The sequence below is a fragment of the Prauserella marina genome (assembly GCF_002240355.1).
GTDB classification, from domain to species: domain Bacteria; phylum Actinomycetota; class Actinomycetes; order Mycobacteriales; family Pseudonocardiaceae; genus Prauserella_A; species Prauserella_A marina.
Genome location: NZ_CP016353.1, coordinates 5185404 through 5200227 on the forward strand (window position 1 = coordinate 5185404; position 14824 = coordinate 5200227).

Below are 14824 nucleotides of genomic sequence, written 5' to 3' on the forward strand. Positions count from 1 at the left end.
GCGATCACCGGGAGGTGACCGCGGACAGCAGTCTCGGCCACATCGGAAATCAGGAGGTCCAATGGTGGATTCTTCGAAAGTCCCCGTGTCGGGCACCACCGCCGACACGGATCACGCAGAACGGGTGTGGCGAGCCGGGCGGCTCGATCCCATGCCGATCCGCAAGCTGCCCGACGCTCCGCCCGCGATTCATCTGCTCGGTCCCACGGTGTTCCTCGTGGCACTCGGGGTCGGCATGGGCGAGTCGTACATGTGGCCGAGACTGGTGCTGGTTTTCGGCCCCGAGATCAGATGGCTGTTCCTGATCGGTGTCACCTTGCAGGCCGTCGTCATGCTGGAGATGGCCCGCTACGCCATGGCGACGGGCGAGAGCATCTTCACCGGTGCCGCTCGCGTGTTCAAACCGTTGATGTGGTTCTTCTTCGCCGTCGCGATACTCGTCTATATCTGGCCGGGACATCTCTCAGCTGGCGCCGCCGCCTTCGAGGAGATCACCGGCATCCCGTGGGTGGTGACGGCGTGTGTGGGACTCGTCCTCGTCGGCGTCGTCTTCAGCCTCGCGAAAGTCATCTACAGCCTGCTTGAGAACGTACTGTCGCTGCTGATCGGCGTGCTCGTCGTCGGAACGGCGGTCATCGCCTCGCTCGTCGGCAGCTGGAGCGACCTCTCCAGCACGATCACCGGCATGTTCGCGTTCGGCTACTTCCCGAGCGATGCCATGTCGAGCGCGTGGTTCCCGATCGTCGTCGGCTCCATCGCCTTCGCGGGCCCCTCCGGCATGCAGCAGATGTGGTACACGCTGCACCTGAGGGACAGCGGCGCCGGCATGGGCGCGCACGTGCCCAAGATCCGCGGCCTCCGGCACGCGAGCGAGCAGGAGGAGATGCCCAACCGGGGGTTCATGTTCGACACCGACGACCCCGCGGAAATGAAGAAGTGGAAGGGCTGGCGGAAGTGGGTCACCTTCGACGCGCTGCTGCTGTTCTGGGGCATCACGATGCTCGTGACCATTTCGTTCACGGTGCTGGCACAGGCCGCGGCGAGGGAGAACCCAAATGTGGCCACGCTCATCGAGGGCGGTGACCGGGACGCGGCACTGGGCGCGATGTCGGATGCCTTCGCCTCCGCTGGCGGCTCCGTCCTCGGCGGGTTGTTCTTCGGCTTCATCGCGCTGATCGGTATGAACGCGACACTCGGCCTCTTCGATTCCTTCTCCCGTGGTCAGGCCGACATGACGTACTTCTTCGTGAAGGGCGCGAAACGGTTCAAGATCTCCCACCTCTACGCGTTCTTCCTGTGGGGCGTCATCCTTTTCGGCATCCTGATCCTGTTGTTCGGACCGGCCGACGGCCCCAGCGGCGTGCTCGACATACTGGCGTTCCTCTCCACCTTCGCCATGGGCGCCTACTGCGTCGTGCTGCTGCTGGTGAACAACCGCATGCTGCCGAAACCGATTCGTCCGAAGTGGTGGGCGAACCTGATCATCGGGTTCGGCGCGGTGTTCTACCTCGGCATGTTGTTCTACAGCCTTGTCCGCTTCGGCGTGGTCGTGAGTTAGATGGAGAAGACACGCCTGCTCCGGCTCGTCGAACTCGCGTTTCCCGGGTTCGTCGTAGGACTCGTCGCCGGCGCGGTTGCCGGCGGGCTGGCCGGTTTCGTCGGCCAGCCCGCGGGCTGGGCGCTGGTGAGCATGCTCACGCTCGGTATCCCGCTCGGCCTTTTCGGGGCCGGGTTCGGGTTGCTCGTCGCCTTCCGGAAAGTCCGGCTCGGCGGCTTCGCTCCGGTCGCGCTCTTCTGGCTGGCCGGTTTTCCCGTTTCGCGGCTGCTTCACGAGGTCGGCACCTTCTGGATCCTCGGTGGCGAACCCCGGCTCCCACCCGACCTGCTCGGCTTCCTCGCCTACCAGGGCATCGTGAGCGCGGGTTTCGCGATCGGTTTCCTGTGGCTGCACGAACGGCTCGCGCCGAGGTGGTGGCGGAGGATGGCCCCGCACAACCCCGAGGCGGCCCGGATCTACGCTGCCTACGCGGAACACGCGAAGCAGATCTACAACATGCGCCAGGCCCGCAGGGAGAGCAGGGCCGCGAAGGCGAAGGCCGCACAGCGCTGAACGGCGGGCTCCGGTCGTTCGTCCCACTCGGGCGAACGACCGGCGTCCTCCTCCGTGCTGTCCGGTTCAGTGCGGCCTGATTCGTGGTGACCGGGCCGGGGCCTCCGGCTGGAAGAAAGAGAACGGGCGAGGAGAATTGGGACGACCATGAACATTCCCTGGTGGGTCTGGCTTGTCACCGTCGGCGGGCTTGTGGCCATCATCTGCTTCGACTTCTACCTCGTTTCCCGGAATCCGAGGCATCCGTCACTACGCGAGTGCACACTCTGGGTCTGCGGCTACGTCTCGCTGGCCGCGTTGTTCGGCCTCGGCGTCGTGCTGCTCGCCGGTGGCCAGTACGGCGGGGAGTTCTTCGCGGGCTGGATCACCGAGTACTCGCTGTCGGTGGACAACCTCTTCGTCTTCGTCATCATCATGTCGAGCTTCGCGGTGCCGAAGGAGTACCGGCAGAAGGTACTGCTGATCGGCATCGTCATCGCACTGCTGCTGCGCGGCCTCTTCATCGCGGTCGGCGCCGAGGTCATCACGCGCTTCGACTGGCTGTTCTACGTCTTCGGCGCGTTCCTGCTCTACACCGCGTGGAAGCTGCTGTCGCACAAGAACGACGATGACGAGGAATTCAAGGAGAACGCCGTCCTGCGCACGGCGAAACGGTTCCTCCCCGCGACGGACGAGTACAACGGCGCCAAGCTCACGATCAAGGAGAGCGGCCGCAGGCTGGTCACGCCGATGCTGATCGTGATGATCGCGATCGGCACCACCGACCTGCTGTTCGCGCTGGACTCGATTCCCGCGATCTTCGGGCTGACCAAGGAGCCCTACCTCGTCTTCACGGCCAACGCCTTCGCGTTGATGGGCCTGCGGCAGCTCTTCTTCCTCATCGGCGGCTTGCTCGACCGGCTGGTGTACCTCAGCGTCGGGCTCGCCTTCGTACTCGGCTTCATCGGGCTCAAGCTGATCTCGGAAACCCTGCACCATCACGGTGTCTCCTGGGCGCCGGAGATCCCGATTCTCGGTTCGCTCGGCGTGATCGTGGGCACACTGGCCATCACGACGATCGCGAGCCTGGTCAAGGTGCGCCGCGACCGGATCCGCGCGGCAGAGGCGGCACAGACCGCCAAAGAAACCGAGGCCGTGAAAGCCGACTGACAACACACGTGCGTGGGACGGCTGACGCGGACCGGCGCCGTTGCCGGCTCCGGTCAACCGGAGAACACAGCGGGCACCTCAGGAGGTCGTGGTGCTGCGCTGTTCGTCGGCCTTGCCACGCAGGTAGTCCTCGACCTCGTCGGCGGCCTGCCGCCGCGCTTGCTCTTGCGCGGTGGCGAGACCGAGGCCGAGCACACTGCCCTCGCCGCGGTAACCAACGGGCTCACGCGTGAGGTTGCGCAGGAACTGCTTCCAGGTACGCATCGTCTTCACCTCCTTTCCTTGTGGCATCACACATCGACCGGTGCTTCCCGTGCCTGACGAAGGCACGGGCCCGGTTGGCTTCTTTCGAGAGAAGGGCGGTTCAGCCGCGCGGAGCGGTCCGCCTTCGCCGCGAACGAACCTGAACGGGTACTTCCTCAGGCTCCGGATCGTTCGCGCGCTGCTCCAAATAGGACTGCCGAGTGCGTTCGGTGTGCTCACGCATGATCTTGGCCGCGCCGTCGGCGTCGCCCTTCTCGATCGCGTCGATGAGCTTCGCGTGCTCCTGCCAGCTCTTCGAGCCCCTGTGCCGCGCGATCGGCTGGTAGTACCAGCGCACCCTGCGATCGACCTGCGAGACGAAGTCGAGCAGCACCTGGTTGCCCGACAGCTCGGTGACACAGCGGTGCAGATCGGCGTTGGCGGCGACCATGCCGTCGATGTCGTCGGCCTCGACGGCCGCCTCCCCCTGCGCGCACAGCTTCCTGAGCTTCGCGACGCCTTCCTCGTCCGCTCCCAGCGCGGCCAGTCGCGCCGATTCGGCCTCCAGCGCGGCGCGGACGACGAGCAACTGGTCGACCTCGGTGTCGGTGGGGGCGTGAACGAACGCGCCGTACCCCGGCCGCAGATCCACCCAGCCCTCCGAGTTGAGCAATTGGAGCGCTTCCCTGATCGGCTGCCTCGACACCCCGAGCATCTCGGCCAGCTCACTCTCGACGAGGTGTTGTCCCGGCGCGAGTTGCCTTGAGATGATCAGCTCCTGCATGGCTTGATAGACCCGCTCACGCAGCGGAACCGGTCGATCGATACGGCGGGCAGCAAGCTGCTGCGGCAACTCGGTCGACGGCATGGTGTACTCCAAATCTCGGATGGCCGGACTACCTGGCCAAATATGTCGGCTGATTGGTCGACTGCCTACAGCATACAATGAGCGATATGCCCGAACTCGGTGATGCCTGTCACTACAGTGAGTGACACTCGTCGCTCCGTAGCCCATTCTCCGCGCCCCCAGGGTTGACCTCACGCCTCGTGAGAAAACCTGGCAGAGTGCATACAGAATACCGTATCCTCTGAAGAGGAGTGCGCACGACGACACAGGACGACGCGGTCGGAGGTTGGACATCGTGGATCTGTTCGAGTATCAGGCGAAGGATCTCTTCGCTGCCCATGGTGTGCCGGTTTTGCCGGGTGCTGTGGCGGTTAGTGCGGATGAAGCGCGTGTTGTTGCTGAGGGTCTTGGTGGCCCTGTGGTGGTGAAGGCGCAGGTGAAGACTGGGGGTCGGGGTAAGGCTGGGGGTGTGAAGCTGGCTGGTTCTGCGGTGGAGGCTGGCCAGCGGGCTGAGCAGATTTTGGGTTTGGATATCAAGGGTCATGTGACGCGTCGGGTGTTGGTGACGGTGGCTTCGGATATCGCGGAGGAGTATTACTTCTCGTTTTTGCTGGATCGGGCTCAGCGGACGTTTTTGGCGATGGCGTCTGCTGAGGGTGGTGTGGAGATCGAGCAGTTGGCGGTGGAGCGTCCGGAGGCGTTGGCGCGGGTTGCGGTGGATCCGATTGTGGGGGTGGATCGGGCGCGGGCGTTGGAGATTGTGACGCAGGCGCGGTTCCCGGAGCGGGTGCGGGAGGAGGCCGCGGATGTGGTGGTGAAGTTGTGGGAGACGTTTGTGGCTGAGGATGCCACGTTGGTGGAGGTCAATCCGCTGGTGCGGGATCCCCAGGATCGGATTGTGGCGTTGGATGGCAAGGTCACGCTGGATGAGAATGCGGGTTTCCGGCATCCGGGTCATGCGGAGTTGGTGGATGCCGAGGCGGAGGATCCGTTGGAGGCTAAGGCCAAGGCCAAGGGGTTGAATTATGTGAAGTTGGAGGGCCAGGTCGGCATTATTGGTAATGGTGCTGGTTTGGTGATGTCGACTCTGGATGTGGTGGCGTATGCGGGGCAGCGTCATGGTGGGGTCGCTCCGGCGAACTTTTTGGATATTGGGGGTGGCGCGTCGGCGGAGGTGATGGCCGCGGGGTTGGATGTGATCCTGGGTGATCCGTCGGTGCGTAGTGTGTTTGTGAATGTGTTCGGTGGGATCACCGCGTGTGATGCGGTGGCGACCGGGATTGTGGAGGCGTTGCGCCTGCTGGGTGATGAGGCGTCCAAGCCGTTGGTGGTGCGCCTGGATGGCAACAATGTGGAGCAGGGCAGGCAGATCCTGGCGGCGGCGGCGCATCCGCTGGTGACTGTGGTGGACACGATGGACAGTGCGGCGGACAAGGCCGCCCAGCTAGCGGCGGCGGGTGCGTGAGCGATGTCGATTTTCCTGAATGAGCATTCCAAGATCATCGTGCAGGGTTTGACCGGGTCGGAGGGCACGAAACACGCCACGAAGATGCTGGCCGCCGGCGCGAACATCGTCGGTGGGGTCAACGCCCGCAAGGCCGGCACCACCGTCACCATCGGCGGCACCGAGTTGAGCGTGTTCGCCACGGTGGAGGAGGCGATGAAAACCACCGGCGCGGACGTGTCGGTGATCTTCGTGCCACCCCGGTTCGCCAAAGACGCCGTGATCGAGGCCATCGACGCCCAGATCGGGCTGGCCGTGGTCATCACCGAGGGCATCCCCGTGCACGACTCGGCCTACTTCTGGGCCCACGCCGTCGCCACCGGGAACAAGACCCGCATCGTGGGCCCGAACTGTCCGGGGGTGATTTCCCCGGGCAAGTCCAACGCCGGGATCATCCCCGCCGACATCACCGGCCCCGGCAGGATCGGGCTGGTGTCCAAATCCGGCACTCTGACCTACCAGATGATGTATGAACTGCGCGACATCGGCTTCTCCACCGCCGTCGGGATCGGGGGCGACCCCATCATCGGCACCACCCACATCGACGCGCTGGAAGCCTTCGAAGCCGACCCCGACACCGACATCATCGTCATGATCGGGGAAATCGGCGGCGACGCCGAAGAACGCGCCGCCGACTACATCACCCACCACGTCACCAAACCCGTCGTGGGCTACGTCGCCGGATTCACCGCCCCCGAAGGCAAAACCATGGGCCACGCCGGCGCCATCGTCTCCGGCTCCACCGGCACCGCCCAAGCCAAAAAACAAGCACTCGAAAACGCAGGCGTCAAAGTCGGCAAAACCCCCACCGAAACCGCCGAACTCGCCCGCGAACTCTACAAAAACCTCTAGGTTCCGCGGCTCAGGCGGATCCGGTCGGCGAAGAAGCTGGCCTCCTCGGCGACCGCGGAGACACCGGTGACGACGGTGGGCGTGCCGGGCGGCGACCACATCGACAACGCCGCTCGGAACGCCATCGCGGTCACCTTTCCGGGTCGGGAAACGTCGGAACGGACGAGAGCACCACATCTCATGTCCGACAGTCCATCCCTACCCGAGGAAAGCACCTTCCGATGAGCGTACAGATCGTCCGGTTCCGGACCACTCCCGAAAAGGTCCCCGCGGTCACCGAAGAGATCGAGGCGGTATTCGCGGCGGTGAAAGCCGTGGCACCGCAAGGAATGCGGTACACGGCGCTGCGGGAGACCGACGAGCCCGAGTTCACTCTCATTCTGGAACTCCCTGACGGCGCGGACAACCCACTGCCGTCGATCCCCGCCGCAGCGGCGTTCCGCGGCTGGCTGCCCGACCAGACCGACGACAATCCAGCACCGCGCTCGTGCACGGTCGTGGGCAGGTACAGCGCATGACGACGGCTCTACTTGTCGCCACGATCGGGTGCATCGTGGCGAATGCGTTCATCGCCGGCGCCGACTACCTGAAGGCGGGGTTCGTGTTGAAGAACTCCGCCGAGGTGGGCCTTCCCGCCCGCGTTCTGCCCTACCTCGCGACGTTGAAACTGGCCGGGGCGATCGGGCTCGTCGGTGGGCTGACCGTGGTGCCCTGGCTCGGCGTCGCCGCCGGGTGCGGTCTGATCCTGTTCTTCGTCGGTGCCATCGTCGCGCACGTCAGGGCACGTGTTTTCTACAACATCGCCTTCCCTGGCCTCTACCTGCTGCTCGCGGTGATGTCGGCCGGCTACATGACGAACGTGGCAATCGGATGACTCACGCGCCCCGCCAGTCCGGAAGATCAACGTTCACGGGACCTTGACCAGGAACCAGGGGCAGGGCCACCCGCCCGGCCCCTGGTTTTCCCTTGTGCGTCAACGGAAAAGGAGCGGTTCCGCCTCGGCGACTCCCGGCAGCGGCAGCCTCGGCCTTCCCGGCTGGCGCAGCAATCCCACCAGCGTGGCTCCCACCGCGCCGAGCACGGCGGCGAACACGAACACCACCGTCCAGCCCTCCGCGGCGACGACCGATCCGGCGAGCGCCACGCCGAGCAAGCCCCCCACCGACTTCGCTCCGTAGAACACCCCGAAGTTCGGAAGCCCCGGCTGCTCCCCGAAATGGCCCTCGACCAGACCCGGCAACAGGCCATAGCAGGCACCTGCCGAGGCACCCGCGAGCGCGGCACCGGCAAGCAGCAGCGCGCTCAGCCCGTGCTGTCCGGCGAGCAGCAACACGAGCTGCGCGACCCCGACCGTGACGAGCGCGACCCTGACCACCCTGCGCCTTCCGAACCGGTCACCGGCCCAGCCCTCCGCCGTCCTGGTCGCGCCGCTCGCGGCGGCGAGCACGGCGAGCGCGATCGCCGCGAACCCGCTGCCCCAGCCGTGTGCGGTGACGAAGACCGCGAGATAGGCGATGTCGAAGAGCACGACGGCGGTCAGGCAGGTGACGGCGAGCAGGAGCAGACCGGAAGCGGGAACCTTGACCATCTCGGCGGCCGAGTAGCGCCGGATCGCGGGCCGGTTGCGGCGCAGCCCCGGGTTGACGGTCTTGTCGAGCGCCCACGCCTCGGGGTCGACGTGGGCGGGCCACCAGTTCCGGGGCGGGTCGCGCAGGATCGCGGCGGCCGCGCCGACGAGCACGACGACGGCGGCACCGGCGAGGCCGAGGAACCGTTCGATCGCGGCGGGGTCGGCGAATTGGCCGGCCAGCACCACGAAGGGCACCGCGCCGTAGGCGAACGCCCCGCTGACGAACGCCGTCCTCCCCGGACGTTCCGGGTACCAGGTGGCGACGACGCCGAGGCAGGTGCCGTAGATGAGGCCCGCACCGATGCCGCCGAGGACGCCGTGGTTGAGCAGGACCGCGGTGAAGCTGCTCGAACCGCCGAGCGTGACGAGACCACTAGCGCACAGCGCCGCGCCGACCAACATCGTCGCGGCGGGTTTCAGCCCCAGCCTGCTGCGCAGCCTCGCCGCGGGGTACACGGTGCCGCTCTGGCAGAGGATCCACACGGCGAGCACCGCGCCACCCTGCGCGAACGTCCAGCCGTGGGTGCTGCCCAGCACCGGCATCAACGCCCCGTACCCGTATTGCCCGACACTGGCGACCAGCATCGCGGTCCACGCGGCCCACAGCATCCAGCGCCGGGAACGGCCGAGCAGGTCGCGGTCGGTCTCGCCGACCCGGTAACGCCTGCCGTAGAAGTCGCGGATCTCGCGAACGGGCACGGCGTTCGGCAGCCGATACATACCTCACCCCATTTTGCATACTGTATGTGGTCGACAGTATGACAGCGTTGCGATGTGATGTCGACAACACATTCGCACGGGGGCTCCGCGCGGGGCAGGGTTCAGTTACGCGACCACGCGACGCGCATCCACTGCACGGCCAGCACCAGAACGCACACCACGGCGATGATCATGCCGAGGCCGGGACCTCCACCCGCCGTGCCGGTCGACGAGGACGACTGCTGCGACCAGATGCCCAGCATCCCGTCGACGAACGCGATCGAACAGCCGATGGCACACACCCAGGCCAGCCACCAGCGCCTCGTCGAAACGGCGAGCGCTGAAGCCAGCACGCCGAAGACCGTCGCCGTCGTCGCGAACAGCCGCGGAATGGCACCGCCCTCCCCGAGCAGCACCTGCCAGCCCGCGTGCTCGCCGACCCACGGCAACACGAGACTCACCAGCACCGCGAACGCGACGAGCGCGATCCGGAAACCCCGGGTCCCGAATTCGACCGTCTTCACCGCCCGGTCGACGGTGGAATCCACATCCGCGGCCAGTTCGTCGATGACACTGCTGTCGCCGCTCGTGCGCTCTTTGTCGTCTCGCGCGTCGCCGCTCATCCCGCACAACCTCCTGTCTGCGAGAGCGAGGGCGCAGGAGAACCGAAGGAGGGGAGCCCGAGGCTCACCCCGTTCGTCTTCGGCCGCAGCCCCGCCTCGACGTTGTCGCCCGCCCTCGTCCTGCGATGCGACAACAGGTCACCGTCGGCGACGAGGTGGTGTGGTGCTCCGTAGGTGATGGTGGTCTCGACGATGTCGCCAGGCCGCACCGCGCCGATACCGGGGCCGGTCGGCGTGAAGTGCACCAGCCTTCCGTCCCTCGCCCTTCCGCTCATGCGGCGGGTCTCGGCGTCCTTGCGCCCCTCCCCCGCGGCGACAAGCAGTTCGACCTCGCGCCCGACGAGCTTCTTGTTCTCCTGCCACGCGATGTCGTTCTGCAGTTCCACGAGCCGGTCGTAACGCTCCTGCACGACCGCCTTGGGAAGCTGATCGGGCAGATCGGCGGCGGGAGTCCCCGGACGGCGCGAGTACTGGAACGTGAACGCACTGGAGAAGCGCGCCTGCCGGACCACGTCCAGCGTCGCCTCGAAGTCCTCGTCGGTCTCACCGGGAAAGCCGACGATGATGTCGGTGGTGATGGCCGCGTCCGGCATCGCGGAGCGCACCGTGTCCAGGATGGACAGGAACCGCGAGGAACGGTAGGACCTGCGCATCGCCTTGAGCACCCTGTCCGAACCGGACTGCAACGGCATGTGGAGCTGGTGGCACACGCTGGGCGTCTCGGCCATCGCGTCGATCACGTCGTCGGTGAAGGCGGCGGGATGAGGCGAGGTGAACCGCACCCGCTCAAGGCCCTCGACTCCACCGCACGCGCGAAGCAGCTTGCCGAACGCGAACCGGTCCCCGAATTCGACCCCGTAGGAGTTGACGTTCTGGCCGAGCAGCGTGACTTCGAGAACGCCCTCCGCGACCAGTGCCTCGACCTCGGCAAGCACCTCGCCCGGCCTGCGGTCGCGTTCCTTGCCCCTCAGCGAGGGGACGATGCAGAACGTGCACGTGTTGTTACAGCCGACCGAAACGGAGACCCAGCCCGAGTAGGCCGACTCCCTGCGGGCGGGCAGGGTCGAGGGAAACGTCTCAAGCGACTCAAGGATCTCGACCTGAGCCTCCGCGTTGTGCCGTGCTCTTTCGAGCAGCACGGGAAGCGAGCCAATGTTGTGGGTGCCGAACACGACATCGACCCACGGCGCGCGCTTAACGATTTCGCCACGATCCTTCTGCGCGAGGCAGCCGCCGACCGCGATTTGCATGCCTGGCCGCTCGGTCTTGTTCGGTCGCAGGTGACCGAGATGGCCGTACAGCTTGTTGTCGGCGTTCTCCCTCACCGCGCAGGTGTTGAGCACGATGAGATCGGCGCCGTCGGCGTCAGCCGACGGAACATATCCGGCGTCCTCCAACTGGCCTGCCAGGCGTTCCGAATCGTGCACGTTCATCTGACAGCCGAAGGTGCGGATCGAATAGGTACGGGTCACCCGGTCTCCTGGTCGCACGCTGGGATTACTGCGTCAACCAGGGTAGGTCAACCGGCTAGTAACACCTCACCATGCCTGCGAAAAGTGGCATGACTAAAGTTCGGGCACGCTCCTCGGCTGGCCCCGCCGCCCGCCGAGAGCAAACATAAGGTTGCGATTTGGTCCGAATGCCCTGCCGGGTATACCCCAAAGGTGTTGAATCCGGTGACACCCCGGACACCCGCGATCCGAGCAGTTCACCGCGATGGAGGTTAGATGAGCACCGCGACATCCGCGCCGCCGATGATCAAGGCGACGGCGGTGAACAAGTACTTCGGCGACCTGCACGTACTCAGGGACATCAACCTGGAGGTGCCGAGGGGCCAGGTCGTCGTGGTCCTTGGTCCCTCAGGTTCCGGCAAGTCGACCCTGTGCAGGGCGATCAACAGGCTGGAGCCGATCAACGACGGCGCCATCGAGATCGACGGCAAGCCCCTTCCCGAAGAGGGCAAGACGCTCGCCGCCCTTCGTGCCGACGTGGGAATGGTCTTTCAGCAGTTCAACTTGTTCGCGCACAAGACCATCCTGGAAAACGTCACACTGGCGCCGCGCAAAGTGCGCAAGATCAATGCCGAAGAGGCCCGCAAGACCGCGATGGAGCTATTGGACAGGGTCGGCATCGCCAACCAGTCCGAGAAGTACCCCGCTCAGCTCTCCGGTGGCCAGCAGCAGCGCGCGGCCATCGCGAGGGCGCTCGCCATGCGGCCGAAGGTGATGCTTTTCGACGAGCCGACCTCGGCACTCGACCCGGAAATGGTCCAGGAAGTGCTGGACACCATGACCGGTCTCGCGGAGGAAGGCATGACGATGCTCGTCGTCACGCACGAAATGGGCTTCGCGCGGCGAGCGGCACACCGCGTGATATTCATGTCCGACGGCGAGATCGTGGAAGACGAAGCACCCGAGGCTTTCTTCACGAAGCCCAAGTCGGAGCGGGCCAAGGACTTTCTTGGCAAGATCCTCACGCATTAGCAGTTCGCGGCGGCGGGTACGTCGCCTCAACCGGAAACAGGAGAGGTGCACATGAGAATCCGCACCCTGGTGGTGGGATTGATGGTCTCCGGTCTCGCCTTGACCGCATGTGGCAAGGAAGGGACCCCGGCCGACTCCGGCAACGGTGAGCAGAGCGCGGGCCCGCAGCCGCCGACCTACGAGGTGGCGCAGAACGTCGATCTCGCCGGTTCGCCGACCTTCGAGAAGATGAAGCAGGCGGGCAAGGCGACCGTCGGCGTCAAGGAAGACCAGCCCGAACTCGGTTACAAGGACCCGACCACCGGCGAGTACAGCGGTTTCGACATCGAGATCGCCAGGCTGGTCTCGGCGGGCCTCGGCTTCGAGCCGAGTTCGATGGAGTACAAGCCGGTGCCGTCCGCGGGCAGGGAGCAGGCGATCGTCAACGGCGACGTCGACTACTACGTCGGTACCTACACGATCAACGACAAGCGCAAGCAGCAGATCAGCTTCGCCGGACCGTACTTCCGTGCGGGCCAGAGCCTGCTCGTCGCCAAGGACAACACCGACATCACCGGCAAGGACGCCCTGAAGGGCAAGAAGGTGTGCTCGGTGAGTGGTTCGACGCCGATCCAGAACGTGCGCGACGAAGGGCTCACCGAGCCCGGCAACATCGTCGAGTTGCAGAACTACTCGCAGTGCGTCAACCAGCTCGCCTCGGGCCAGGTCGACGCGGTCACCACTGACGACGCGATCCTGAAGGGCTACGCGGCACAGGAGCCCGACTCGTTCAAGGTCGTCGGCGAGCCGTTCTCCGACGAGCCCTACGGCATCGGCCTTCCCAAGGACGACAAGGTCCTCCGTGACAAGGTGAACGACATCCTGCAAGCCGCGATCGACGACGGCACGTGGCAGCAGATCTACGACGCCACTCTCGGCAAGTCCGGCTCGGAGTCCCAGCCGCCCGCTCTAGAGCGGTACTGATTTTCCGCTCCGGCCGGCGGGGGCAGTCACGTCGTGACGTCGCGATGACGTGACGAACACTGCCCCCGCCGGCCGGTCGCTTTCTCCCAGTACACCCGCCGCATCTTTTTCGAGGGAAACATGGACGTCCTGCTGGACAACCTCGACCTGTACGGCCCTGGCTTCCTCAACACCATCAAGCTTTTCGTGTTCGCCGGGATCGGCTCGCTGATCCTGGGCACGTTGCTGGCGATGTTGCGGGTGAGCCCGGTTCCGGTCTTCAGAGTCGCCGGTACGACTTACGTGACGTTGTTCAGGAACACGCCGCTTACGCTCATCTTCTTTTTCTTCGCCTTCGCGTTCCCGCTGCTGAAGGTCGTCGATCTTTCGTTCTTCGTCTCGGCAGTCGTCGCGCTGACGCTCTACACGTCGGCGTTCGTCTGCGAGGTCGTGCGTGCCGGCATCAACACCGTCCCCGTCGGGCAGGCGGAAGCCGCCCGCGCCGTCGGGCTCACCTTCGGTCAGAGCCTCGGTAATGTCGTGCTGCCGCAGGCCGCCCGTTCCGTTGTGCCGCCGATGATGAGCACCATGATCGCGCTGCTGAAGAACACCACGGTCGCGGCGGGCTTCTCCGTCGTCGAGGCCGGCGCGATTCAGAGCTATCTCTCGGAGCGGGGCTACAGCGTCCTGGTCGGCCTGCTGTGGGTGGCGCTCGGATTCGTCATCCTGATCATTCCGCTGACCTTCCTGCAACGCGCCCTTGAGAAGCGCTGGAGCGTGGCCCGATGAGCATGGTTCTCTTCGATTCCCCCGGACCGAAGGCGCGGATCCGCAACCGGATCTACGCCGTCATCGGTGTTCTCGCGATCGCCGGGCTGCTCGCCTTCGTCATCATCCAGTTCGCGAACGCCGGTCAGTTCGACGGCAAGATGTGGGAGTGGATCGAGTACAGCAAGGTGCAGGAGGATCTGCTCGCCGCGCTGGTCAACACGTTGCGGGCGTTCGCGGCGGGAGCCGTGCTCGCGCTGGCCTTCGGTGCGATCTTCGCGGCGGGCAGGCTGTCCGATCACGCGATCTTCCGGGTGCCCTCGACGATCATCGTCGAGTTCTTCCGTGCCGTCCCGCTCGTCGTGATGATCTTCTTCTTCCACTACGGCCTGAGCCTCGGTGCCCCGTTCTACTCCGTCGTACTCGGGTTGACCCTCTACAACGGATCGGTGCTCGCCGAGGTTTTCCGCGCCGGTGTGCTCTCGCTGCCCAAGGGGCAGTCGGAGGCGGCCTACGCGGTGGGAATGCACAAGACCCAGACGATGCGTCTCGTGCTGCTGCCGCAGGCACTGAGGGCGATGCTGCCCGCGATCATCAGCCAGCTCGTGGTGCTGCTCAAGGACACGGCGCTCGGCTTCCTCATCACCTATGAGGAATTGCTGCGGTACGCGCGCTACCTCGGCGGTATCGCCGAGTTCGGCAGGCCGCTCGTGCCCATCACCATCGTGGTCGCCGCGATGTACATCATCATGTGCCTCGCGCTGACCGCTCTCGCCAAGTACCTTGAGTCGCGCAACCGGCGGAGCAAGAAGTCCGCGCCGGGTACGGTGCCACCGCCGACCGACCTTCCGCTTCCGGAGACGACGCCCGAACCCGTCGGCCCCACCGGCGGCGGCAGAGGCGGATAGGCGACCAGTAAGCCGAAAGAGGCCCCGCACACTCGGCGAGTGTGCGGGGCCTCTTCGTGTGCGACG

General features: G+C 65.6%; 17 protein-coding genes. 11 read left to right on the forward strand and 6 right to left on the reverse strand.

From position 1 onward, the window contains the following. Positions 1-61: 61 nt before the first annotated feature. From BAY61_RS23770 to BAY61_RS23780, 3 genes are all read left to right on the forward strand, one after another. Entirely contained in the window at positions 62-1558 is a 1497-nt protein-coding gene (locus tag BAY61_RS23770) for an Nramp family divalent metal transporter (protein ID WP_091807934.1), read from the forward strand. Beyond that, positions 1559-2110 (forward strand): hypothetical protein, encoded by a 552-nt coding sequence (locus BAY61_RS23775; RefSeq protein WP_091807936.1) that lies wholly within the window; start codon positions 1559-1561, stop codon positions 2108-2110. A gap of 147 nt (positions 2111-2257) precedes the next feature. Beyond that, entirely contained in the window at positions 2258-3259 is a 1002-nt protein-coding gene (locus BAY61_RS23780) for a TerC family protein (protein ID WP_091807937.1), read from the forward strand. 78 nt (positions 3260-3337) lie between these two features. On the opposite strand, the gene BAY61_RS23785 is transcribed toward BAY61_RS23780, so the two are convergent. Together BAY61_RS23785 and BAY61_RS23790 are read right to left on the reverse strand one after the other, a co-directional pair. Further along, complete coding sequence (locus tag BAY61_RS23785) at positions 3338-3523, reverse strand: hypothetical protein (protein ID WP_091808004.1); 186 nt, start codon at positions 3521-3523, stop codon at positions 3338-3340. 100 nt (positions 3524-3623) lie between these two features. After that, a complete protein-coding gene (locus tag BAY61_RS23790) occupies positions 3624-4370 on the reverse strand; it encodes a GntR family transcriptional regulator (protein ID WP_091807939.1) in 747 nt (248 codons plus the stop codon). Positions 4371-4644: 274 nt separating this feature from the next. Here BAY61_RS23790 and sucC point away from each other — a divergent pair, with 274 nt between their 5' ends. Both sucC and sucD read left to right on the forward strand, forming a co-directional pair. Further along, entirely contained in the window at positions 4645-5814 is a 1170-nt protein-coding gene (gene sucC, locus BAY61_RS23795; RefSeq protein WP_091808006.1) for an ADP-forming succinate--CoA ligase subunit beta, read from the forward strand. A gap of 3 nt (positions 5815-5817) precedes the next feature. Further along, on the forward strand, positions 5818-6705 hold the full coding sequence (gene sucD / locus BAY61_RS23800; RefSeq protein ID WP_091802375.1) for a succinate--CoA ligase subunit alpha: 888 nt from the start codon (positions 5818-5820) through the stop codon (positions 6703-6705). Here the strand turns inward: sucD and BAY61_RS33845 are convergent. Continuing rightward, positions 6702-6830 (reverse strand): hypothetical protein, encoded by a 129-nt coding sequence (locus BAY61_RS33845; protein WP_256328096.1) that lies wholly within the window; start codon positions 6828-6830, stop codon positions 6702-6704. The two genes, sucD and BAY61_RS33845, sit on opposite strands and share 4 nt — an antisense overlap. A 96-nt stretch (positions 6831-6926) precedes the next feature. On the opposite strand from BAY61_RS33845, the gene BAY61_RS23805 reads away from it, so the two are divergent. Beyond that, positions 6927-7223 carry a hypothetical protein gene (locus BAY61_RS23805; protein ID WP_091807431.1) on the forward strand — a complete coding sequence of 99 codons (297 nt, stop codon included), beginning with the start codon at positions 6927-6929 and terminating at the stop codon, positions 7221-7223. Beyond that, complete coding sequence (locus BAY61_RS23810) at positions 7220-7579, forward strand: DoxX family protein (RefSeq protein ID WP_091807430.1); 360 nt, start codon at positions 7220-7222, stop codon at positions 7577-7579. Before BAY61_RS23805 ends, BAY61_RS23810 begins: the two co-directional genes overlap by 4 nt. 99 nt (positions 7580-7678) lie before the next feature. Here the strand turns inward: BAY61_RS23810 and BAY61_RS23815 are convergent, their stop codons facing one another. From BAY61_RS23815 to miaB, 3 genes are all read right to left on the reverse strand, one after another. Then, a complete protein-coding gene (locus BAY61_RS23815; protein ID WP_091807428.1) occupies positions 7679-9055 on the reverse strand; it encodes an MFS transporter in 1377 nt (458 codons plus the stop codon). 101 nt (positions 9056-9156) lie between these two features. After that, positions 9157-9657 carry an Rv2732c family membrane protein gene (locus tag BAY61_RS23820; protein ID WP_091807426.1) on the reverse strand — a complete coding sequence of 167 codons (501 nt, stop codon included), beginning with the start codon at positions 9655-9657 and terminating at the stop codon, positions 9157-9159. Beyond that, positions 9654-11129 carry a tRNA (N6-isopentenyl adenosine(37)-C2)-methylthiotransferase MiaB gene (gene miaB, locus BAY61_RS23825; RefSeq protein ID WP_091807424.1) on the reverse strand — a complete coding sequence of 492 codons (1476 nt, stop codon included), beginning with the start codon at positions 11127-11129 and terminating at the stop codon, positions 9654-9656. Before miaB ends, BAY61_RS23820 begins: the two co-directional genes overlap by 4 nt. 282 nt (positions 11130-11411) lie before the next feature. Here miaB and BAY61_RS23830 point away from each other — a divergent pair, with 282 nt between their 5' ends. The 4 genes from BAY61_RS23830 to BAY61_RS23845 all read left to right on the forward strand — a co-directional run bounded on the left by BAY61_RS23830 (position 11412) and on the right by BAY61_RS23845 (position 14758). Further along, a complete protein-coding gene (locus BAY61_RS23830; protein ID WP_211323607.1) occupies positions 11412-12140 on the forward strand; it encodes an amino acid ABC transporter ATP-binding protein in 729 nt (242 codons plus the stop codon). A gap of 51 nt (positions 12141-12191) precedes the next feature. Next, positions 12192-13103 carry a glutamate ABC transporter substrate-binding protein gene (locus BAY61_RS23835; protein WP_091807420.1) on the forward strand — a complete coding sequence of 304 codons (912 nt, stop codon included), beginning with the start codon at positions 12192-12194 and terminating at the stop codon, positions 13101-13103. A gap of 120 nt (positions 13104-13223) precedes the next feature. Further along, entirely contained in the window at positions 13224-13871 is a 648-nt protein-coding gene (locus BAY61_RS23840; protein WP_091807419.1) for an amino acid ABC transporter permease, read from the forward strand. Then, positions 13868-14758 carry an amino acid ABC transporter permease gene (locus BAY61_RS23845; RefSeq protein ID WP_091807417.1) on the forward strand — a complete coding sequence of 297 codons (891 nt, stop codon included), beginning with the start codon at positions 13868-13870 and terminating at the stop codon, positions 14756-14758. Before BAY61_RS23840 ends, BAY61_RS23845 begins: the two co-directional genes overlap by 4 nt. Positions 14759-14824: the final 66 nt, after the last annotated feature.